This window comes from Ruegeria sp. CDSA141, from assembly GCF_059612005.1.
This window is the reverse complement of record NZ_JBXWPT010000006.1, coordinates 98,030-119,165: the sequence shown is the minus strand read 5'-3', so window position 1 is coordinate 119,165 and position 21,136 is coordinate 98,030. Positions and strand designations below refer to the sequence as shown.

Annotated in this window: 16 protein-coding genes; 11 read left to right on the top strand and 5 right to left on the bottom strand. The window is 58.4% G+C overall.

Annotated elements, in window-relative coordinates; translation table 11 throughout:
* Window positions 1–33 precede the first annotated feature (33 nt).
* The gene (bhcD, locus tag AC2FLP_RS11205; protein ID WP_299897370.1) at window positions 34–999 is read left to right on the top strand and encodes an iminosuccinate reductase BhcD; all 966 of its coding nucleotides are present in this window, start codon (window positions 34–36) and stop codon (window positions 997–999) included.
* Between the two features lie 166 nt (window positions 1,000–1,165).
* On the opposite strand, the gene AC2FLP_RS11200 is transcribed toward bhcD, so the two are convergent.
* The 3 genes from AC2FLP_RS11200 to puuE are packed head-to-tail and all read right to left on the bottom strand — an operon-like array spanning window position 1,166 to window position 4,556.
* On the bottom strand, window positions 1,166–2,590 hold the full coding sequence (locus AC2FLP_RS11200) for a uracil-xanthine permease family protein (protein ID WP_299897373.1): 1,425 nt from the start codon (window positions 2,588–2,590) through the stop codon (window positions 1,166–1,168).
* A 53-nt stretch (window positions 2,591–2,643) separates the two neighbouring features.
* Complete coding sequence (locus AC2FLP_RS11195) at window positions 2,644–3,129, bottom strand: ureidoglycolate lyase (protein ID WP_496683724.1); 486 nt, start codon at window positions 3,127–3,129, stop codon at window positions 2,644–2,646.
* Window positions 3,126–4,556 carry an allantoinase PuuE gene (puuE, locus tag AC2FLP_RS11190; RefSeq protein ID WP_496683722.1) on the bottom strand — a complete coding sequence of 477 codons (1,431 nt, stop codon included), beginning with the start codon at window positions 4,554–4,556 and terminating at the stop codon, window positions 3,126–3,128. Before puuE ends, AC2FLP_RS11195 begins: the two co-directional genes overlap by 4 nt.
* 128 nt (window positions 4,557–4,684) lie before the next feature.
* Between puuE and uraH the strand changes: the two genes are divergently transcribed.
* Window positions 4,685–5,038, top strand: coding sequence for a hydroxyisourate hydrolase (gene uraH, locus AC2FLP_RS11185; protein WP_117873808.1), 354 nt, complete (start codon window positions 4,685–4,687; stop codon window positions 5,036–5,038).
* A gap of 5 nt (window positions 5,039–5,043) precedes the next feature.
* Here uraH and AC2FLP_RS11180 read toward each other — a convergent pair whose 3' ends face one another.
* On the bottom strand, window positions 5,044–5,964 hold the full coding sequence (locus AC2FLP_RS11180) for a LysR family transcriptional regulator (protein WP_117873810.1): 921 nt from the start codon (window positions 5,962–5,964) through the stop codon (window positions 5,044–5,046).
* A gap of 101 nt (window positions 5,965–6,065) precedes the next feature.
* On the opposite strand from AC2FLP_RS11180, the gene AC2FLP_RS11175 reads away from it, so the two are divergent.
* Window positions 6,066–7,298, top strand: a complete 1,233-nt coding sequence (locus AC2FLP_RS11175; protein WP_496683717.1) for a urate hydroxylase PuuD — start codon at window positions 6,066–6,068, stop codon at window positions 7,296–7,298.
* Between the two features lie 56 nt (window positions 7,299–7,354).
* Here AC2FLP_RS11175 and AC2FLP_RS11170 read toward each other — a convergent pair whose 3' ends face one another.
* Complete coding sequence (locus tag AC2FLP_RS11170) at window positions 7,355–8,257, bottom strand: LysR family transcriptional regulator (RefSeq protein ID WP_117873814.1); 903 nt, start codon at window positions 8,255–8,257, stop codon at window positions 7,355–7,357.
* Window positions 8,258–8,411: 154 nt separating this feature from the next.
* Here AC2FLP_RS11170 and xdhA point away from each other — a divergent pair, with 154 nt between their 5' ends.
* From xdhA to AC2FLP_RS11130, 8 genes are all read left to right on the top strand, one after another.
* On the top strand, window positions 8,412–9,875 hold the full coding sequence (gene xdhA / locus AC2FLP_RS11165) for a xanthine dehydrogenase small subunit (protein ID WP_496683714.1): 1,464 nt from the start codon (window positions 8,412–8,414) through the stop codon (window positions 9,873–9,875).
* 15 nt (window positions 9,876–9,890) lie between these two features.
* Window positions 9,891–12,209 (top strand): xanthine dehydrogenase molybdopterin binding subunit, encoded by a 2,319-nt coding sequence (xdhB, locus tag AC2FLP_RS11160; protein ID WP_496683711.1) that lies wholly within the window; start codon window positions 9,891–9,893, stop codon window positions 12,207–12,209.
* A gap of 3 nt (window positions 12,210–12,212) precedes the next feature.
* Window positions 12,213–13,091: a xanthine dehydrogenase accessory protein XdhC gene (xdhC, locus tag AC2FLP_RS11155; protein WP_496683708.1), complete on the top strand. Its 879-nt coding sequence runs from the start codon at window positions 12,213–12,215 to the stop codon at window positions 13,089–13,091.
* Window positions 13,092–13,134: 43 nt separating this feature from the next.
* Window positions 13,135–14,736: a xanthine/uracil/vitamin C permease gene (locus AC2FLP_RS11150; protein ID WP_117873821.1), complete on the top strand. Its 1,602-nt coding sequence runs from the start codon at window positions 13,135–13,137 to the stop codon at window positions 14,734–14,736.
* A gap of 535 nt (window positions 14,737–15,271) precedes the next feature.
* Window positions 15,272–17,368, top strand: coding sequence for a hydantoinase/oxoprolinase family protein (locus tag AC2FLP_RS11145; protein WP_299897400.1), 2,097 nt, complete (start codon window positions 15,272–15,274; stop codon window positions 17,366–17,368).
* Window positions 17,368–19,032 (top strand): hydantoinase B/oxoprolinase family protein, encoded by a 1,665-nt coding sequence (locus AC2FLP_RS11140; protein ID WP_496683703.1) that lies wholly within the window; start codon window positions 17,368–17,370, stop codon window positions 19,030–19,032. Before AC2FLP_RS11145 ends, AC2FLP_RS11140 begins: the two co-directional genes overlap by 1 nt.
* Window positions 19,029–20,096, top strand: a complete 1,068-nt coding sequence (locus AC2FLP_RS11135; protein ID WP_496683700.1) for a pyridoxal phosphate-dependent aminotransferase — start codon at window positions 19,029–19,031, stop codon at window positions 20,094–20,096. The genes AC2FLP_RS11140 and AC2FLP_RS11135 overlap by 4 nt, the downstream gene beginning before the upstream one ends.
* Window positions 20,093–20,830 (top strand): maleate cis-trans isomerase family protein, encoded by a 738-nt coding sequence (locus tag AC2FLP_RS11130; RefSeq protein WP_496683697.1) that lies wholly within the window; start codon window positions 20,093–20,095, stop codon window positions 20,828–20,830. Before AC2FLP_RS11135 ends, AC2FLP_RS11130 begins: the two co-directional genes overlap by 4 nt.
* Window positions 20,831–21,136 lie beyond the last annotated feature (306 nt).

The window sequence follows — 21,136 nt, the reverse complement described above, 5'->3', positions numbered from 1 at the left end:
CGCGGGCGCACGAATGTTTGATTGGAGAAAGAAATGCTGATCGTACCCGAGCGTGAGATCGCTGACCTTATGACCCGACAAGCGGCTTTTGACGCGGTCGAACAGGTCTTTGCTGCAATGGCGTCCGGCGACGCCTACAACTTCCCTGTCGTGCGTGAAGCCATCGGGCACGAAGATGCACTATATGGCTTCAAGGGTGGATTTGACCGCGCTGGCCTGACGCTTGGACTGAAGGCGGGCGGCTATTGGCCAAACAATCTGGAAAAACGCGGGCTGATCAACCACCAGTCCACGGTTTTTCTTTTCGACCCCGACACTGGCAAGCCATCTGCGATGGTCGGCGGCAACCTTCTGACGGCCCTTCGAACGGCGGCAGCATCTTCGGTATCGATTAAGCATCTCGCAAATACGGACGCCAGGGTCATAGGCATGATTGGCGCTGGCCACCAGGCAGCCTTTCAGCTTCGCGCGGCATTGGAGCAGCGCGATTTTGACAAGGTCATTGGTTGGAACTACCACCCCGAAATGCTGCCGAATATCGAAAAGGTCGCCAATGAAGCAGGTGTTCCGTTCCAAGCGGTCAAGCTTGACGAAATGACTGAGGCGGATGTGATTATTTCGATCACTTCGGCCTTTGCACCCTCACTGATGGCGAACCATGTCAGCCCCGGAACTCATATCGCCTGCATGGGCACGGACACAAAAGGAAAACAGGAAGTTGAAACCGCCCTTCTGGCCAAGGCGAGCGTGTTCACGGACGAAGTCGCGCAATCCGTCAGCATCGGCGAAGCGCAGCACGCCGTGGCCGAAGGCCTGATCCAAGAAAGCGATGTGGCGCAGCTTGGCGCGGTCATCAACGGCACCAATCCGGGCCGGATATCGGACAATCAGATCACGCTGTTCGATGGCACGGGTGTGGGCCTTCAAGATCTTGCGGTCGCCGCGTCCGTGGTTGACCTCGCCGTTCGGAAAGGGATCGCGATCGAGGTCGATTTCTGAAGCCGGACGGCAACACCTCCTTGGGCATTGTCTCGGCGGTCCTTTTGGGCGAAGAGCTTTTGACAGCAGATCTCCATTAAATGGTGACAAAACAATGAAACGCGGCGCGCCTTGGCGCGCCGCTTCATGTTTTTTCCAGGACGATCAGTGTATCAGGTCGAACGCATCAGACGTGGTCGTCTTGCTCGATGGACCCAAGACCATGACCGGCCATGCCACCCGAGACCTCTTCCGTCGCTTCGTCGGAAAGTTCTTCGGGAAGAACAAGATTCAATACAATGGCGATGACGGCGGCGGGCAGGATTCCTGATGTCGCCAGAACCTTCAATGTGCCGGGCAAGTACTGCAGCGCGTTGGGCTCCAGCTGCAAACCCAGCCCAAGACTCAGGGCGATTGCAAAAATCACCATGTTTCGGCGGTTCCAGTTTACGTCCGACAGCATCGAGACACCTGCCGCCACAACCATGCCGAACATCACGATCACGCCCCCACCGAGAACCTCAATCGGAATGGACGAGATTATCGCCCCGATTTTGGGAATAAGCCCGCATACGATCAGGAAAACTGCACCGATGGTCACGACCATTCGGCTCATGACGCCGGTCATCGCAATCAATCCGACATTCTGACTGAACGACGTGTTTGGCAGCGCTCCAAACAGGCCAGAGATCGCAGTGCCAAGACCATCGGCATAGGTCGCGCCCTGAATTTCCCTGTCGGTTGCTTCTCGCCCAGCGCCCCCTTTGGTGATACCGGATACGTCCCCAACGGTTTCAACTGCGGAAACAAAGGACATTGCACAGAAACCGATGATGGCCGCGGCCGAGAATTCAATACCGAAATGCAACGGGTTCGGCAGCGCAAAGGATGCCGCGTTCCCGACGTTGCCCAGGTGGACCTGGCCAAGTAGGAACGCCACGGCGTATCCGACCAGCAGACCGATCAGAACAGCCGACACGGACAGCATGCCCCGTGTAAAGAATTTCAGGCCAAGCGTGACCACGATTACAGTTCCGGCCATGAACCAGTTCAGACCCGAGCCGTATTCCTCGGTCCCAATCGCAGGAACACCCCCCGCGGCATACTGAATGCCGACCTTCACAAGTGCCAAGCCAATCATGGTCACCACAAGGCCCGTAACCAGTGGCGGAAGAGCAAAGCGAATGCGTCCAATGAACAGCCCAAGGAAGGCGTGAAACAAACCACCGACAACAACCCCGCCCATCAGGACGGCAATAGCGTCAACGCCCTTCCCCACCACCAGTGGAATCATGATCGGGATAAAGGCAAACGATGTTCCCTGCACGATAGGCAGCCGGGCACCGACCGGGCCCATGCCAACAGATTGAAATAACGTGGCGACACCCGCAAAGAACATCGACATCTGGATCATATAGATCATCTGCGGGAAATCGGGGCTGTTCGAGCCAAAACCGAAACCAGCCGCACCACAAACGATAATGGCTGGCGTGACGTTTGACACGAACATCGCCAGTACATGCTGAATTCCCAGTGGCACCGCCTTTAGCAGCGGCGGAGTATAATTCGGATCGCGGAGTTGTTCCGGCGTTCCGATGGATGCATCTGACATTTGGTCTTTCCTCCCTTGAAGCTCGCAGCCGGCTCCTCATCCGGCAACGCACCTCATTCTGTGATTTCAAAAGCCTCCTCGAACCAATGCTCTTCGAGGTTGGGCCCGGATCCAATTCGGTCGACCACCGCAAAAAGTCCGGGCGCATGAAGCGGGGTCAGAACGCCATGCCAAGTGTTGCGATGATAATTCACACCCTGTCCGGGCGCTGTTTTGAAGGCGATTGGCTGTCCCGGCGTGCCGTCTTCATCCGGGGCCACAACCACGACAAAAGGTTTATCCGACAAAGGCAAAAAGGCCTGGCTGCCATCAGGATGGCGTTCCACCATTTCCAATTTGATCGGCAAGCAGAAGACTTCGGACTGAAACACGCTGATACCCGCGTGCCCATCATGGAAATCCAACGCGGCCCGGTCGTGATAGCGCGCGCATTTACCCTGATTAATGAGTTTGTCCACCTGGCCAGCCGCCTCGATGACATCGCCGAAAGGTGCAAATGCCTCTGACGTCAAAGGTCGGAGCTTCAAGACAGCCGTCATTCCGCGAACTTCTCAATCAGGCGCAATTCGGCAATGCGCTCAACCTGACGGCAGGCTTCGGCAAATTCCCTGTCACGGTCATTGTCGACACGACGGCGAAAGGCTTCCAGAATGCTGGCTTTCGTGTTGTCCTTGACCGCGATGATGAAGGGAAAGCCAAACTTGGTTGTGTAGGCTTCGTTCAACGCCGTGAACGTCGCGCGCTCTTCATCGGTCAGCATGTCCAGGCCCGCACCGGCCTGTTCCGCAGTACTTTCCTTGGTCAGGCGGCCGGCGGCGGCCAGCTTGCCCGCCAGGTCCGGGTGGGCTGTCAGAACGCCAAGGCGCTGCTCGGACGAGGCAGAACGGAATATACGCGCCAGCGCGTTGTGGACACCAGCAGCATTGTCATGCGTCGGGCCCAATTCCAGTTTACACGCACCTTCGGCAATCCACGGGCTGTGCTCGAACACGCCACCGAATTCTGACACAAAGGTTGGTCGATCCATTTCGGACGGGGTCAAACCTTGCACAGGTGGGTGTTCCTTGGCCCAATGATCGGCAATCTGCTCGCGCGTTGCGAACCAGACACCGTCGTGTTTCCTGAAGTAGTCAAGTGCGCGTTTCAGCGCCATGGCACGACCTGGGCGACCAATCAGACGGCAGTGCAACCCGATCGAAAGCATCTTGGGCGCGCCCGCCTCACCTTCGGCATAGAGCATGTCAAAGCTGTCTTTCAGATAGCTTTCGAACTGTTCCCCATTGGTGAATCCAGCCTGGATTGCAAAGCGCATATCGTTGCAGTCCAGTGTATAGGGCATGATCAGTTGATCCTTGCCCCCTGCCTTGGTCCAGTATGGCAGATCGTCGGCGTAGCTGTCGGCGATATAGGCAAAGTCGCCTTCCTCGGCGGCCAGTTCGACCGTTTTCATCGAACAGCGGCCCGTATACCAACCACGGGGCGGCTGACCCGTAACCTCTGTGTGCAGCCGGATTGCTTCGCGGATTTGGGCGCGCTCTTCTTCGGCGTCCATGTCCTTGTGTTCAATCCACTTCAAACCGTGGCTGGCTATCTCCCATCCTGCGTGCTTCATCGCCGCAACCTGGGCAGGAGCACGGGCCAAGGCGGTTGCAACGCCATAGACTGTAACAGGCAGATCCTGCAGAAGGTGATGCACGCGCCAGAACCCCGCGCGGCTGCCGTATTCGTAGATCGATTCCATGTTCCAATGCCGTTGCCCAGGCCAAGGGGCGGCTCCGGTGATCTCGGACAGAAACGCTTCGGATGCGGCATCGCCGTGCAGAACGTTGTTTTCACCGCCCTCTTCGTAATTCAGCACGATCTGAATTGCGATTTTGGCATTGGCCGGCCAGTTTACTTTGGGAACTTGCCCACCGTAACCGGTCATGTCTCGTGGATAAGGCTTCACATCGGTTTCCTTCTTCATGAATTGATCAATACCCCAGATAATCAAATATGTTTTTCAAAAAATACTGAAAGCAGCTTCCCACAGACTGCCTTTGCCCCTTGGGGCGAAAACAGACTAGTAACTGTATAACTTGAGGAGTAGCGCAAATGACCGGTTACCTTACAACACATGTTCTGGATACGGCGCGAGGGTGTCCCGCCGAAGGATTGAAGATCGAACTGTTCCGCATTGAAGGTGCAAACCGCGAGTTGCTGAAAACTCTGGTCACCAATGACGACGGCAGGACCGACAAACAAATTCTGCCCGAGGCAGAGTTTTCAACAGGTGAATACGAACTTGTCTTCCATGCCGGAGATTACCTTGATGCCTCTGGCACACCACCTGAAAACCCACGCTTTCTGAACGTCATCCCGATCCGCTTTGGAATGTCCGAACATTCGCATTACCACGTGCCTCTGCTGCTTTCACCCTTCGGATACGCGACCTATCGCGGCAGCTGAGCGTCCTACCGGGACGTATTTGCTGCCGCAATCGACGACCCGATGCGTTCTATTATGAATTCCATGAAAAGCCGCGTTTTGGGGTCCTGCATACGGCGGTGCGTAAACAGACATGCCATCTGAATTGGTTCCGGCGGCGTCTTCTCTGCCACCGGAACCAGATTTCCCGCCTTGAGATGCTGCGCAATCTCAAATTTCGGCTTCAACGCGATGCCATGCCCGCCAAGCGCCCAGTCTGTCAGCACGTCGCCATCGTCTGACTCGAAACGTCCGGAAACCCGGAACCGTTTTGGCCCCGCATCGGTCCTCAAGAGCCATTGAAACTCGGTCGCGCCGGGGAACCGCAAATTGAGACACTCGTGCTCATCAGCGATTAACGCGTCGCCGCTTTCGGGCATCCCACGTTTTTTGATGTATTTCGGAGATGCACAAAGCACCCTTTCGACATCGGCGATCTTGCGAATACGCAAGTTGCTGTCTTCTGGCTGACCTAGGAAAAAAGCCAGGTCCAGACCCTCGGTTGTCAGATCAACCTTTCGGTCCGTCAGCCTCAGCCTGACGTTCACCTCGGGGTACTCGGCAAGAAACTTTGGGACCTGCGGTGCTATCAACCGACGCCCAACTCCCAGGGGCGCGGCGACATAGAGTGACCCTTTCAGGTTCTCGGTAAGATTGACGATCTGGGCTTCGGCACTTTCGACTGCTTCTAGAATCTCTGCTGCGCCACGATAGAAAGATTTCCCCTGCTCGGTGGGCGTCAGGCTGCGTGTCGTGCGTTGGAACAAACGCACGCCAAGATGCTCTTCCAATTGCGATATACGCGCCGACGTAACAGCTGGCGAAACCCTCAAATCACGGCCCGCGGCAGACATGCTGCCCAGTTCGTAGACCCGGACAAAGGTTCTGATGTTATCAAGGTAGGACATTTTTTTGCATTTTTTGATACTGCTTGGTCTTTACCAGCAATACCAGAACAAAACACACTCGCATAGAGTAACCGGAACTATAGAATCTTAGGAGCAAAGCCATGTATGACTTGGCCGTAATGTGGGAGTGGATCGCCTTTTCCGTCCGTTGGCTGCATGTGATCACCGCGATGGCGTGGATTGGTGCGTCATTCTACTTTATCGCGCTGGACCTCATGTTGAAGCCAAACCCTGCCTTGCCGGACGGGGCCTACGGCGAAGAATGGGAAGTACATGGCGGCGGTTTCTACCACACCGTCAAGTATCTGGTTGCGCCCTCGCGCATGCCCGAGCACCTGACCTGGCACAAATGGCAGAGTTACACGACCTGGCTGTCGGGCGCGGCGTTGCTCATGATCATATATTGGGTCGGGGGCGAGTTGTTCCTGCTTGATCCGACCAAAGTGGACCTGGCGCTGTGGCAGGGGATCCTGATTTCTGGCGGATCGCTGACCATTGGCTGGCTGCTCTACGACCAGATGTGCAAATCGAAGCTGAGTGATCACCCGACCGTTCTAATGCTGCTGTTGTTCGTGATCCTGGTGATCATGTCGTGGGGTTACAACCAGATCTTCACCGGTCGCGCCGCGCTTTTGCATCTTGGCGCCTTCACTGCGACAATCATGACGGCCAACGTGTTCTTTCAGATCATGCCGAACCAAAGGATTGTGGTCGAAGACCTCAAGGCCGGTCGGACGCCTGATGCCAAATACGGCAAGATCGCCAAGGTTCGATCCACACATAACAACTACCTGACTTTGCCGGTCGTTTTCCTGATGCTGTCGAACCACTATCCGCTTGCTTTCGGCACCGAGTATTCCTGGATCATCGCCAGCCTGATCTTTCTGACGGGCGTCACCATCCGTCACTACTTCAACTCGATGCATGCAACCGGGAAAGGCCCGCACTGGACTTGGGGGGTGACGGTTCTGCTAATGGTCGTGATCGCCTGGCTGTCTTCGGTGAGAAACACTGAGACATGGGAGGACGCCGAAGCGCGTGACCTGACGCCATACGAACAGAAATTTGCGTCAGCCGCGGGCTTCGAAAACGCCTATGACACGGTCTTGGGGAATTGCTCGATGTGCCACGCCCGCGAGCCGGTGTACGGCACCATGAAATGGGCCCCGAAGAAGGTTTATCTTGAGACACCCGGCGATGTCGCCCGCAACGCCGACCAAATCTATCTGCAAGCCGGCATCAGCCATGCAATGCCACCACCATCTGCAGTGCAAATGGATGAAGAGGCACGCCAAACCATCATCGCATGGGTGCGTGAGGTCAGAGACCAATAGACGCCTGCGCGCAAAACGAAGATTGTTAACCGGGTCGTAAGCCCGGTTTTTTTTCTTTATGCGAAAAAGCGTTTGCTGTGCTGCGCGATGTGTTCGACAAACAGACGCACCTTGGGGTCTTGCAGCTTTTTGTGCGGATAAAGACATCCGAAAATCGTTGGCAATGGGGGCGTCTCGGGCAGGACTTCGACCAGTCGCCCATCCTTTAGAAACTCCCGTACGTCAAAGCGCGGCTTGTTGACGATCCCCCTGCCCGCCAAGGCCCAGTCTGTCAGTACATCACCATCATCCGCGTCGTATTTACCGCGAACTTCAAGTTTTCGCGGACCCATATCAGTGCGGAGCGTCCAGTAGTATTCCGGAGACCTTGGATAACGCAGCAACAGGCAGTTATGGGGCATGTGCAACAAATCGTCTGGTGTTTTGGGCGTGCCAAACTGCGACAAGTAATCGGGCGAAGCGCACAGAACACGATCACAATCCGCGAACTTCCGCAGTTTCATGGTTGAATCACCGGGCTCACCAATGAAAAAGGCTATGTCCAGACCGTCGGCCAGAATGTCCACCTTGCGATCGGACAAACGCATGCGAATCTCTGTTTCCGGGTAGCGATCAGAGAATTCCGGGACAAGTGGCGCAACGATTCTGCGCCCGACACCCAAAGGCGCGGTGATGCGGATGGCCCCCCGAGGCGCGTCGGAAAAGCTGGCGACACGCGCTTCAGCGTGATCAAGCGCCAGCAGGACCGCCTTGGCTTCATCGTAGAAAACCGTCCCCACTTCGGTTGGTGTCATCGACCGGGTCGTTCTGTTGAACAGCCGTACACCCAGATGGTTTTCAAGCTCTTTCAACCGTTTGCTGGCCACCGCCGGGGTCAACCGAAGATCACGCCCGCCAGACGTGATGCTGCCCAGTTCCATCACTCGGACAAAAACACGCAGACTTTCGATGTAAGACATTGGAACCTCCCAGCAGCGAAAGAATGCGTCATGGCCCTATCTTTTTCAACGATATGTTGAAAGTATTTGCCGTTTGCGGCGATTTTCCGACTCAATCTTTGCACCTATGGTTCCAGTGACCGCCCTCCGGAAGGCAGGGCAGAGGGAGAATTCCATGACGCATCGCACCCACATCCGATTTGTCCTGAACGGCAAGGATGTCTCCGTCCCAAACGTCTCAGCAGGCCAGACACTTCTCGATTTCCTGCGCCTGGAACGTCGACTGACAGGAACGAAAGAAGGCTGCGCCGAAGGCGACTGTGGCGCGTGCACCGTGCTTGTCGGACGGCTTGGGCGCACGGGCCTGCACTATGCTCCGGTCAATGCCTGTATCCGGTTTCTTGCCTCTGTCGACGGCTGTCATGTCGTGACGGTTGAACACCTGACCGGACCTGAAGGCCGACTGCACCCGGTTCAACAAGCCATGGTCGATCATCATGGCAGCCAGTGCGGGTTCTGCACGCCAGGCTTCGTCATGGCCCTCTATGCGCTTTGGATGCAAACTCCGGAACCAACCGAAGTTCAGGTTGAAACCGCATTACAGGGTAATCTGTGCCGTTGCACAGGGTATGAGCCTATTATCCGAGCGGCCATTGCCGTCGGCCGCTACGGCACCCCGGCTTCTGACCATCTGAACACCGAACGCGAAACCATGACGGCGCGCCTGGCGGCCCTGAAAGACGGGCGGCGCGTGGTGTCCGGTCCTGAAGACAACCTGAGCATTCTCCCATCCAGCGTTGATGATCTTGCCGCATGTCTGCAAGCTTATCCAAACGCCACGATCGTGGCCGGAGCCACCGATGTGGGCCTTTGGGTGACCAAGTTCCTGCGCGACATTGGCCCCGCCATCTTCACCGGTCATCTCGAAGACCTGAGAACAGTTGAAAGACAGGGGTCCCTCCTCCTGATCGGTGCTGGTGCCAGCTACACCGATTGCCAGGAACTTCTGTCTGAGCACCTGCCACACCTGTCCTCCTACTGGGATCGCATCGCAGGGTGGCAGGTGCGGAATATGGGAACTGTTGGCGGGAATATCGCCAACGGCTCCCCTATCGGGGATACGCCGCCGGTTCTGATTGCGCTAGGCGCAGAAATCACGCTGCGGCGCGGTTCCGAAAGCCGGACGCTGCCTCTGGCTGATTTCTTCATCGACTATGGCAAGCAAGATCGCCAACCCGATGAATTTGTCGCAAGCATCCACGTGCCCCTGCCCGGCCCCAACGATCTGAACGCGGCCTACAAGATTTCCAAGCGGCGTGACGAGGACATCTCTTCCGTCGCTGCCGGTGTCCACATGACGGTCACGGATGGCACGATCAGCAATGCGCGCATCGCATTCGGCGGCATGGCCGCTACGCCCAAGCGAGCCGCAGCTGCCGAGGCCGCGCTAAACGGTCAACCCTGGTCACGCGAAAGCTTTGAAGCTGCCGCTGTGGCGCTGGCACAGGATTTCTCTCCTCTGACCGATTGGCGTGCATCGTCTGACTACCGGATGCTGACCGCCCAGAACCTGCTGCGTCGGTTCTTCCTTGAGAATGACGCTAAAACCGACACCCCCGTTCAACTGGCTAGCGCGTAATTAGGAGACGGCAAAATGAAAGATAACGTTTCCATCATTGGATCAGCCCACACCAACGTCAAACATGACAGCGCGATCAAGCACGTCACAGGGCGTGCCGACTATACCGACGATATTGCCCAGCCCGAAGGCACGCTGCATGCCTATCTGGGTGTCTCCGACGTCGCCCATGCCAAGTTATTGGACATTGATTTCACCGAAGTGCTGGCCACGCCGGGGGTCGTCGGTGTACTGACCGCAGACGACGTGCCGGGGGTCAATGACATCAGCCCGACACATCTGAACGACGAACCTGTTTTCCCGACCGACGCCATTCAATTCCACGGCCAGCCGTTGTTTGCGGTGGTTGCCGAATCCCGCGACATCGCGCGCCGCGCTGCGGAACGGGCAAAGATCGACTCCGAAACCCTGCCCCATGCGCTGGATCCGATTGCCGCAAAGAAAGCAGGGTATCCGCATGTCACAGCGCCCCTCAAGCTGGAGCGCGGAGACGTCGCACCGGCTCAGGCGGCCTCGCCCAACCGGGTCAAAGGCCGGATGAGCGTTGGCGGTCAGGATCACATGTACCTTGAAGGTCACATCGCCTTTGCGATTCCGGGCGAAGACGACGATGTGGTGGTGCATTGCTCGACCCAGCACCCGTCCGAGGCACAGCATATGGTGGCGCATGTCCTTGGGGTGCCGTCCAATGCGGTTGTGGTCAATGTCCGTCGCATGGGTGGGGGATTTGGCGGCAAGGAAAGCCAGATGAACCTGTTCTGCGCAGTGGCGGCCATGGCTGCCAAAAAGTGGAACCGCGCCGTCAAAATCCGCCCCGACCGGGATCAGGACATGACCGCAACCGGCAAACGCCACGACTTCGTGATCGACTATGATGTCGCATTTGACGACGAGGGCCGCATTCAGGCGGTCGAAGGCAGTTTTGCTGCGCGCTGTGGCTTTTCGGCAGACCTGTCGGGCCCTGTCACCGACCGGGCGCTATTTCACGCCGACAACGCCTATTTCTATCCGAATGTACGCCTGAACAGCCACCCGATGAAAACCAACACCGTGTCGAATACCGCGTTTCGGGGGTTTGGCGGCCCGCAGGGCGTGATCGCGGCGGAACGGATGATCGAAGAGATCGCCTATGCCACGGGGCAGGACCCGTTGGATGTTCGCAAGGCGAATTTCTACGGCGCCACGGACCGCAACGTGACCCCGTACCACCAGGAAGTCGAAGACAGCATTCTCGACCGGCTGGTCGGAGAGTTGGAAGAAACATCGGAATACCGCCAGCGCCGTCAGGATATCATCGCGTTCAACAAGACATCGCCGGTTCTGAAAAAAGGCATCGCGCTGACCCCGGTCAAGTTCGGCATTTCCTTCACCGCGACCTGGTACAATCAGGCCGGCGCGCTGGTGCACGTCTACAATGACGGATCAATCCACCTGAACCACGGCGGCACTGAAATGGGCCAGGGCCTGAACACCAAGATTGCTCAGGTCGTCGCCGAGGCCTTCCAGGTCGATTTCAACCGGATCAAGATTACCAAGACAACGACCGAGAAGGTTCCCAACACCTCGGCCACTGCGGCGTCCAGCGGGACCGACCTGAATGGCATGGCAGCGTTGAACGCGGTCGAACAGATCAAGGAACGTCTGGTAAAGTTCGCTGCTGAAAACTGGAAAGTCGCTCCTGAGGAAGTCGCATTCCACGCCAATCAGGTGCAAATCGGCCAAGACGTTCTGGCCTTCGATGCATTCATCAAACAGGCCTATCTGGCGCGCGTACAACTGTCGGCGGCCGGGTTCTACAAGACACCAAAAATCCATTGGGACCGAGCCAAGGGGCAAGGCCGCCCGTTCTATTACTTCGCCTATGGTGCGTCCAGTTCGGAAGTCACAATTGATACTCTGACCGGTGAATACCACGTGGATCGGACGGATCTACTGCACGACGTCGGACATTCGCTGAACCCTGTGCTGGACAAAGGTCAGGTCGAAGGCGCCTTTATTCAGGGGATGGGATGGCTGACCACCGAAGAGCTTTGGTGGGACGATGCCGGTCGTCTGCGCACCCATGCCCCATCAACATACAAAATCCCACTCGCATCAGACCGCCCGCGCATCTTCAATGTGAACCTCGCCGATTGGTCGGAAAACCGGGAACTGACCATCAAACGCTCCAAGGCTGTTGGCGAGCCGCCGTTTATGCTCGGTATCTCGGTGTTCGAGGCGTTGTCGATGGCCGTGGCTTCTGTTGCTGATTACCGGGAATGCCCGCGCCTCGACGCACCGGCCACGCCCGAACGCGTCCTGATGGCCGTTGCGCGGTTGCAAGCGGGGCCCTGAACTATGGCAGCACCGCGTTCTCTGAGCGAATTTCTTTCCGCGCAGCTTTGTGTGATCCGCGTTGCGTTGACGCGTGTACGCGGGTCTTCGCCGCGCAATGAGGGAACAGAGATGTTCGTGGCACCCGGATCGTTGTGGGGAACCATTGGCGGTGGGCAATTGGAGTTTATTGCCATCAACGCCGCGCGGGACATGCTGCGTGATGGAGCGTTGCATCGGGACATGGATGTGCCTCTAGGCCCGGAAATCGGGCAATGCTGCGGTGGCAGGGTCGAACTGAAACTGACCCGCATGCGGGCCTCAGACAAACGGGCGGCAAAAGAACGCGCCGCCCGGCGCGAAGACGCTTTGCCCAAAGTCTACGTCATGGGCGCGGGCCACGTTGGTCGGGCTCTGGCCAATCTGCTTCAGTACCTGCCGGTGTGCTGCATCCTCGTCGACACCCGGCCCGAAGAGATTGAGCTTTGCACCGCAAATGTCGAAACCCGGGTCAGTGCAATCCCCGAAGCCGAAATCTGGCGCGCACCCGAAGGCAGCGCCTTTATCGTTCTGACCCATGATCACGGATTGGATTTCCTGCTGACGACCGCCGCGCTGGAACGAAAGGATGCCGCTTATGTGGGGATGATCGGTTCCGCAACAAAGCAGGTAAAGCTCAGGAACTGGGCGCAGAAACACTGTGACGGACTATCCGTCGAACAACTGAATTGCCCCATCGGGGCAAGCGGTAGCCGCGACAAGCGGCCCAGCGTCATCGCCGCCTTCGTGGCGGCCGAAGTGATGGCTGAATTGACCTCTGAAACTGCCGCGACCGCCCTGACCGGGGCAAACCAGGCGCCCCTGCGGGCCCACCATCACGACCGGAAAGGGAGATCGGCCTGACACCCGTCGGGCCAACCCGGTCACATCAGAGGAGGAGACCGTCATGGACGGGAGGACCTATGAATACAAGCTGTTTACCCGCAGCGACTTCAGCGCTTTCTGGGCGCTGTTCACGGACAACCTTGTAAACCTGCTAATCCTGTCGGGGGTCTGCCAGTTCGTGTTCCAAATGCCAGCGGAAATCGTCTTTGGCCGCATCGTACCCGGCGCCGCCATCGCGATTTTGGCCGGTGTCGCGGTCTACACATACCTCGCCAAATGGGCGGCAAATGCTCAAGGTAAAGACGTAACCGCGTTGCCCTACGGCATCTCGACGCCGGTAATGTTCGTCTACCTGTTCGGTGTGATCGGTCCCATCTATTGGGCAACCAACGATCCGATGCTGGCTTGGCAAGTCGGTATCGGAGCCGGATTCATGGGCGGCATTGTTGCGGCGTTAGGCGCAATCGTGGGGCCATACCTCAAGAAGATCACGCCCCGCGCAGGAATGCTGGGAACGCTTTGCGGGATCGCTCTGGTTTTCATCGGCTCCGTCCCGCTGGCCGAAGTGTTCGAGAACCCCGTCATCGGCTTTACATCGCTGCTGTTTATCCTTTGGGGTCTGATCGGGCGCTTCCGTCTTCCCGGCAACGTACCGGCCGGTCTGGTTGCAATTGCCGCTGGTACGGTGATTGCCATCATCCTTGGTGAGTCAAGGATTGATGTCAGCGGCATCGGGTTCTACCCGCCAATCCCTTACATCGGGGACCTAATTGCCGGCGTGCAATACCTTTTCGCCAACCCTGAGCTGTTTCTGGTGCTGATTCCGGTGCAGATATACAACTTCATCGAAACCATGAACAACGTGGAATCGGCCGAGGCCGCGGGGGATCACTACCCGGTTGGGCTGTGCCAGGTCACGGACGGCGCGGGCACGATGCTGGGTGCTCTGTTTGGGTCGCCATTCCCGACAACCGTGTACATCGGCCATCCGGCCTATAAACGATTGGATGCGCATGCGGGGTATATTGTCGGTGTGGCCGTTGTAATTGCCGCCGCCGCCTTCCTTGGATTCCTGTCGTTCCTTGCTGGCCTTATCCCGATCGCCGCAGCTGCACCAGTACTGGTCTTTGTCTCAGTCAGCCTGATCACCAACACGGCATGGGCTGTCAAACCGATGCACATGGCTGCGGTATCCTTTGCGATCCTGCCCCATATCTCGGCCTTCCTGATGGTCAAGTGGGGATCTTTGATGAACGCCCTGCGCAGCAGCGGTGTCGAAGGACTGCCGTCTTTGGGAGATGCAAATCTGACCTCGGCCCTTCTCATGGAAGGGGCTCATTACGAGGGACACCTTGCCCTGAGTCAGGGGGCGATCCTCACCGGACTGGTCTGGGGCGCCATCGTGGCCGATGTGATTGACGGACGCTTCCGGATGGCCGGCGCGTTTGCCGTCGCAGGTGGGCTGATGTCTTCGATCGGCATCATCCATTCCTACACGCTACAGATGCCTCAGTTCGACGGGATAACCATCGGCTATCTGATCATCGGCGCATTCCTCTGTGTCTACCCGATGTTCGCACCTAAAGAGGATCTCGAACATCGTATCATCGTACCGGATGAGCCCGATCTCATCGATGACGATTCACCCGCTCAACAAGCCTGATCGACAGCGGGGCAGTCGCACGGCTGCCCCAAAAACCTTCCAGTCCCGTTCAATCAAGGTCGTTCGCGAGGCAGAGATTGCTCTGCGACCGCTTGCCGATCTTTCTCTCGCCTTCCTCCGGGCGACGGCATGTGGTTCGGAAGGGTCTTCCAGCGGATCACCCATGGCGGTTTCTCACAACACAACTGCACCGCCTTGACTCCGTCCATCATGAACACGATCAAAGCCTTGGCTGAGGTTACATAAAACAAACGACCGCAAGTGATTTGCGCGAGGTTATGAACCTCACCTGTGGGCCCCGCGATCGGCCGTCAGCCGATCAACCGTGGCGAATTTTGTCGTTTGCAGGCTTTTCTGTCGCTTTCCCGCTTGTCGCGGCAAGCTGGTATGAACAAGAATACCTGCTTATGAATAGTTGTTTTCCAAATCCTATGGATCGCCGTGCCACCGGCTGTGACCTTGTGATCCTAGCCTGATTTCAGGGCCCCTGGCCCATATGCATCAGGCTGTGACTACGGATTTTTCGGATAACCTCATGACAACTCAAGCGCTGCGCCTGGCCATCGATATTGGCGGCACGTTCACGGATACGGTTCTTGTCTCTGGCGAAGAGACGATACTTGCCTCGACCAAAACCCTGACCACGCATCACAACCCCGCCGACGGCGCCATGCAAGGCGCAGCGCGCGTAATGCAACAGACTGGGCACCATCTGAGCGAAGTCACCGGTTTTATTCACGGCACCACGCTGGCCACCAACGCACTGATCGAAAAACGCGGTGCGGTCGTGGCAACCGTGACCACCGAAGGGTTCAGGGACATTCTGGAAATCGCCTACGAGCGGCGCTATTCGCAATACGACATCAATCTGGAAAAACCTGATCTTCTGGTCCCACGTGAGCGCGCGCTGACAGTCCGCGAACGCGTTTCGGCGGATGGCAAGGTATTGATTCCGCTAGAAGGCACAGCCGTCGACGCGTTGCTGAAGGACATCGACGCCAGCGGAGCGGAAGCCATCGCCATCTGCCTGATGCATGCTTATGCAAACCCCGAGCACGAGCGCAGGCTGCGCGATAGACTAGCGGACAGGCGCCCCGATCTGACCGTCTCGATCTCGTCGGACGTCAGCCCCGAGGCGCGCGAATTCGACCGGCTGTGCACGACAGTCGCCAACGCCTATATCCAGCCTCTGATGGAGACGTATCTGGCCCGGTTTGTCGAACAATTCGAGGCCCGGGGCGTCACCTGTCCGATCCTGATGATGACGGCAGGTGGCGGAATGTGCACCCTGCACACCGCCGCGCGGTTTCCAATCCGGCTTGTAGAATCCGGCCCTGCCGGCGGAGCCATTCTAGCCGCCCGCGTCGCCGCCTGCGCCGGTCTGGATCAGGTACTGTCCTTTGACGTCGGCGGCACCACCGCCAAGCTGTGCCTGATCGACAACGCCCATCCGCAGACTTCACGCCAGTTCGAGATTGCCCGCGCCGCCCGGTTCATCAAAGGATCCGGAATGCCGGTACGTATACCGGTCATCGATATGATCGAAATCGGCGCCGGAGGCGGTTCGATCGCCGAGGTTGATCGGTTGGGACGGCTGACCGTGGGGCCAAAATCAGCGGGATCCGAGCCCGGCCCCGTCGCCTTCATGCGCGGTGGAACCGAACCCACGGTGACGGACAGTGATATTACACTGGGTTATATCGTACCGGACACGTTTGCCGAGGGGCATATTCAGCTTGATTCCGAAGGCTCGAAACAGGCGCTGAGCCGGTTGATCGGGTCGAAGCTGGAGCTGGATGCCGTCGGAGCCGCCGATGGCGTCAGCCGTATCGTCGACGAAAGCATGGCCAGCGCGGGGCGGATGCACGCGGTGGAATCCGGTAAGGACCTTGGCCCACGAACAATGATTGCTTTTGGGGGCAACGGGCCATTGCACGCCAGCCGGGTGGCGCGATCCGCCGGGGTCAGCCGCATAGTGATCCCACCCAATCCGGGCGTCGGCTCGGCTGTCGGTTTCCTGTTCGCTCCGGTGTCTTTCGAGATCGTCCGCTCGCGCTATTCGTTGCTGGGCAGCATGGAGCTGAACGGAATCAACGCTTTGTTCGAAGCCATGATTTCCGAGGCAAGCGACGTCGTCTTCCAAGGGTCCGGTGAGGCCCCGACCGAGACGTCGCGTACTGCCTTCATGCGCTACCACGGACAGGGACACGAGATCGAGATCTCCCTTCCTGACCGCCCCCTGACCGCCGAAGATTTCGTGCCGCTGACCGCTGCATTCGAACAGGAATACCGCAAGCAATTCTCGCGCCCGGTACCGGGAATGCAGATCGAGATTCTCAATTGGGCAGTACGGGTCGCGACCTGTGACAGCGTCGTGCCGGCGGTTCCTGAAACGCCCCGGTTGAAGACAATCTCGGTGTCGGAAACCCGCCCGATCACGTGTGACGTGGACGGAGTATCAAAGCCAGCGGCCTTCATCGCGCGAGCGGATCTGAAGCCCGGCGACCACCTTCACGGCCCCGCACTGATCACCGAGCCGCAGACAACCACGCTCGTATCCGCCGACTTCTCGGTGCATGTGGATGCCCTTGGAAACCTCGTCCTCGTTCAGGACCAGAAAGGAGGCGCATGATGTCAGCCGATCTTTCACATGATCTGTCGCCCGCCCGAATGCAAGTGATGTGGAATCGTCTTCTGGCGGTGGTCGAAGAACAGGGCCAAACCCTGATCCGCGCCGCCTTCAGCCCGATTGTACGCGAATGCGGTGATATCTCCGCCGGGATTTTTGATGCCGATGGCCGAATGCTGGCGCAAGCCGTGACCGGCACACCGGGGCACATCAACACCATGGCCGAGGCAGTGCAGCACCTGCGCCGGGTTTTCCCGGTTCAGACCATGAAGCCGGGCGACATCTACATGACAAACGACCCATGGCTGGCCTCGGGACACCTGAACGATTTCCTGCTGATGATGCCCGCATTCAAGGATGGCAGGATGGTGGGCTTCACCTCCTGCACCTCGCATCTCGTTGATCTGGGTGGGTTGGGCATGGGCCCCGAAGGATCCGATATCTATGACGAGGGTCTTCTGATCCCGCCCTGCAAGCTGGTTGAAGAAAGCACTCCCAACGCTCTGCTTCTGGACATCATCCGTGCCAACAGCCGCGAGCCCATTGCCAATGATGGCGACATCTATGCGCTGATCGCCTGTTGCGAGGCCGGTGTTACAAGACTGCTGTCGATGATGGAGGAATTTGGCCTCGACGATCTGGGCACGCTCGGCGCCTACATCATCGACACGTCGCGCCGCGGTACGCTGGAGGCCATCGCCGAAGTGCCCGAAGGTGTCTACAAGAATGTTCTGAAAATGGACGGTTATGAGAATGAGCTGGAATTGCACGCCACCCTGACCGTGAAGAAGGATGGCATGCATGTGGATTTCTCCGGTACCTCGGGCTGTTCACGCAAGGGCATCAACGTGCCGCTGAACTATGCCACCGCCTACACGGTGTTTGCCTTGCGCTGCATTGTCGGCTCGGACATTCCCAACAATGCGGGATCACTGGAGCCGTTTACCGTTGACGGGCCCAAAGGCTGCATCCTGAATGCGCAGCGCCCGGTGCCAGTTGCGATGCGGCACACGCTGGGTCAGGTCACGCCCGATCTGGTTCTGGGCTGCCTGCATCAGGCCCTGCCCAATGCGGTCCCCGCCGAAGGCGCAAGCTGCATGTTCGACCTGCCCATGCGCCATGCCCCTGAAGTCGCACGAGAAGGCGGTCGCGAATTCGCTGTGGAACCCGTGCACAATGGCGGAACCGGCGCGCGACCTCATGCCGACGGTCTGTCGGCCACGGCCTACCCGTCCGGCGTGTTCGGCAGTCAGGTCGAAATCACCGAAAGCGTCGCACCTGTGACGATCTGGCGGCGCGAACTGCGCCCCGATTCCGGCGGCGCGGGCAAGTATCGCGGCGGTCTGGGGCAAAGGATCGAGATAACCTCGTCCAACGGTGCACCCTTTATCGTTTTCCTGTCGGTTGAACGGCTGAAATACCCGGCGCTTGGCCGTATGGGCGGCAAACCCGGCGCGCCCGGCCGCATCCGTTTCAGGGACGGTGCAAACGATATTCCGGGCAAAGGCGAATTGCGGGTGGAACAAGATGATTACCTGATCTTCGATACTCCGGGCGGTGGCGGCTTTGGTGACCCCGCCGAACGCGACCCGGATGCGCTGGCGCTGGACATCAAACGAGGGTTGGTGAGCGAAGAGGGTGCCAAGACTTACAGAGGTGACGCATGATCCGACCGGTTCCTTACGTTGGCGCCATGGGCGCTTATGCGCTGGCTGATCCGAGCGGCGCAGGTACGATTTCACTGGCGCAGAACGAAAGCGCCTTTCCCGCAAGCCCCGCCGCCATTGCGGCTGGGCAGGCAGCGCTGGCGGATCTGGCCCTTTATCCTGATCCGGAATGGGCCGAAATGCGCTCGGCCATTGCCGAAATACACAAGCTCGACCCGGCGTACATTTTATGTGGGGCAGGCTCAATGGAACTGATTGGCTGTCTGATCCGCGCCTTTGCCGGGCCAGGAGATCAGGTGCTGGGCACACAATATGGCTATGCCTTTGTCGCCTCGGCTACAGCACAGGCGCAGGCCGAATATGTGGCAGCGCCCGAGGTCGATTTGACCGTATCGGTGGACGCGCTTCTGGCAGCCGTCACACCTGCCACCCGCATCGTGTTTGTCTGCAATCCGGGCAACCCCACCGGCACGCTGATCCCGAATGACGAAATTGTCCGCCTCCGATCGGATCTGCCCGGCGAGACACTGCTGGTGGTGGACCAGGCCTATGCGGAATTTGCCGATGCCACGAACGATCCCGCGCAAATCTTTGCGCTGATGGACCGGGGCGACACCGTGATCACGCGTACATTTTCCAAAGCCCACGGGCTGGCTGGGGCGCGGGCCGGCTGGGGCTGTTTCCCAAGCGAAATCTCGGGCGGGGTCCGCAAACTTCTGAATCCCAACAATATCTCTATTGCCTCGCAGGCAGCAGCGGCGGCGGCGATGCGCGATCAGGCCCATATGCGCAACGTGGTCGCACGGACAGGCGAAATTCGGGACCGGTTTGCGCAGGCATGCCGCGAACTGGGCCTGAGCGTGCCGAAAAGCCACACCAATTTCGTGCTGATCCGCTTTGCCTCGACCGCGCAGGCACAATGCGCCGATGCGGCCCTGCGGGCGGAAGGCCTGCTGATGCGCGGCATGAACGGCTATGGTTTGTCGGACTGTTTGCGCGCCACAATCTGTGCGCCCGGCGTGATGGACAAGGCCCGCGACGTGTTGAAAGGAACGCTGAGATGACCGAGACCCGCACAGCCGCCAAGATCGGTGTTCTGGTGCCCTTCACCAACACCAATCTGGAACCGGATATGGAGATGCTGCGACCGCCAAACACCACTATCCATTTCCAGCGCATGGGCGGCTATGACGTGGATGAAATTCCCGGCTCGGATCAAATGGCAGGTTTGGGCGCTTCAGATATCAGCCACGATCTGCGCATGATCTCAGGGGTGCGGCCCGATGTGGTGCTGTACGGCTGCACCTCGGCCACCCTGACCCATGGACCGTCTTTCGACGCTGAGCTGGCGCAACAGATCAAATCCGGATCCGGGGCGCTGTCGCTGACCGCGGCCGGATCATTGATCGCCGCAATCAAAACGCTGGAGGCCACAAAGGTCGGCTTTTCCTCGCCCTATCTGGGCGAAATAAACGTACAGGCGATGGATTTCATGGCCCAGAACGGAATCCAGACCGTTCGATGCGCCGATGTGGGCCGCAAGCTGGGCAATTACGGTCAGGGCGAGCTGACACCGGATGAAGTCTATGATCTGGCCTGTCAGGCCGATCACCCGCAGGCGCAGGCCATAATTCTCAGCTGCACCGACCTGCGCGCGGTCGAGGCGATCGACCGGATTGAAGCAACGCTTGGCAAGCCGGTGGTCACCTCAAATCAGGCGATGATGTTCTGCCTTATTCGGGCTCTGAACCTGCCGCGTCGCGACGCGCTTCCAGGGCGATTGTTCGACCTGCTCTGAACGGATCAGGGCGCAAGGCGACAGTGTAAAGGAGCAAGCTCACCTCGTACACTTCTTGGATCAGCTAGGCTTGTTGCCAGCTTCAGTTGCGCGCCGCGGCGTGTTCTTGACCGAAGCAGCCGCCCAGATTTCCCGGAGCAGCCAGTCGCACAGCATCGGTCTTCAAACCCCTGTTTCGAAGCGTGACATCCTGTAGGCGGCTCCAATTAGCGCCTTGGCGTTCTGTTCAACCTGTGCAGCGGGCAGCAAGACCGGGGTCATCGCCGCCATCAGGATCTAGGGTGCCGATGTGCTGGTCGGAATGCG

What these genes read in the sequence shown, in the direction of transcription:
- bhcD (WP_299897370.1), top strand. Translation starts at nt 34, where the DNA reads ATGCTGATCGTACCCGAGCGTGAGATCGCTGACCTTATGACCCGACAA.
- AC2FLP_RS11200 (WP_299897373.1), bottom strand. Translation starts at nt 2,590, where the DNA reads ATGTCAGATGCATCCATCGGAACGCCGGAACAACTCCGCGATCCGAAT.
- AC2FLP_RS11195 (WP_496683724.1), bottom strand. Translation starts at nt 3,129, where the DNA reads ATGACGGCTGTCTTGAAGCTCCGACCTTTGACGTCAGAGGCATTTGCA.
- puuE (WP_496683722.1), bottom strand. Translation starts at nt 4,556, where the DNA reads ATGAAGAAGGAAACCGATGTGAAGCCTTATCCACGAGACATGACCGGT.
- uraH (WP_117873808.1), top strand. Translation starts at nt 4,685, where the DNA reads ATGACCGGTTACCTTACAACACATGTTCTGGATACGGCGCGAGGGTGT.
- AC2FLP_RS11180 (WP_117873810.1), bottom strand. Translation starts at nt 5,964, where the DNA reads ATGTCCTACCTTGATAACATCAGAACCTTTGTCCGGGTCTACGAACTG.
- AC2FLP_RS11175 (WP_496683717.1), top strand. Translation starts at nt 6,066, where the DNA reads ATGTATGACTTGGCCGTAATGTGGGAGTGGATCGCCTTTTCCGTCCGT.
- AC2FLP_RS11170 (WP_117873814.1), bottom strand. Translation starts at nt 8,257, where the DNA reads ATGTCTTACATCGAAAGTCTGCGTGTTTTTGTCCGAGTGATGGAACTG.
- xdhA (WP_496683714.1), top strand. Translation starts at nt 8,412, where the DNA reads ATGACGCATCGCACCCACATCCGATTTGTCCTGAACGGCAAGGATGTC.
- xdhB (WP_496683711.1), top strand. Translation starts at nt 9,891, where the DNA reads ATGAAAGATAACGTTTCCATCATTGGATCAGCCCACACCAACGTCAAA.
- xdhC (WP_496683708.1), top strand. Translation starts at nt 12,213, where the DNA reads ATGGCAGCACCGCGTTCTCTGAGCGAATTTCTTTCCGCGCAGCTTTGT.
- AC2FLP_RS11150 (WP_117873821.1), top strand. Translation starts at nt 13,135, where the DNA reads ATGGACGGGAGGACCTATGAATACAAGCTGTTTACCCGCAGCGACTTC.
- AC2FLP_RS11145 (WP_299897400.1), top strand. Translation starts at nt 15,272, where the DNA reads ATGACAACTCAAGCGCTGCGCCTGGCCATCGATATTGGCGGCACGTTC.
- AC2FLP_RS11140 (WP_496683703.1), top strand. Translation starts at nt 17,368, where the DNA reads ATGTCAGCCGATCTTTCACATGATCTGTCGCCCGCCCGAATGCAAGTG.
- AC2FLP_RS11135 (WP_496683700.1), top strand. Translation starts at nt 19,029, where the DNA reads ATGATCCGACCGGTTCCTTACGTTGGCGCCATGGGCGCTTATGCGCTG.
- AC2FLP_RS11130 (WP_496683697.1), top strand. Translation starts at nt 20,093, where the DNA reads ATGACCGAGACCCGCACAGCCGCCAAGATCGGTGTTCTGGTGCCCTTC.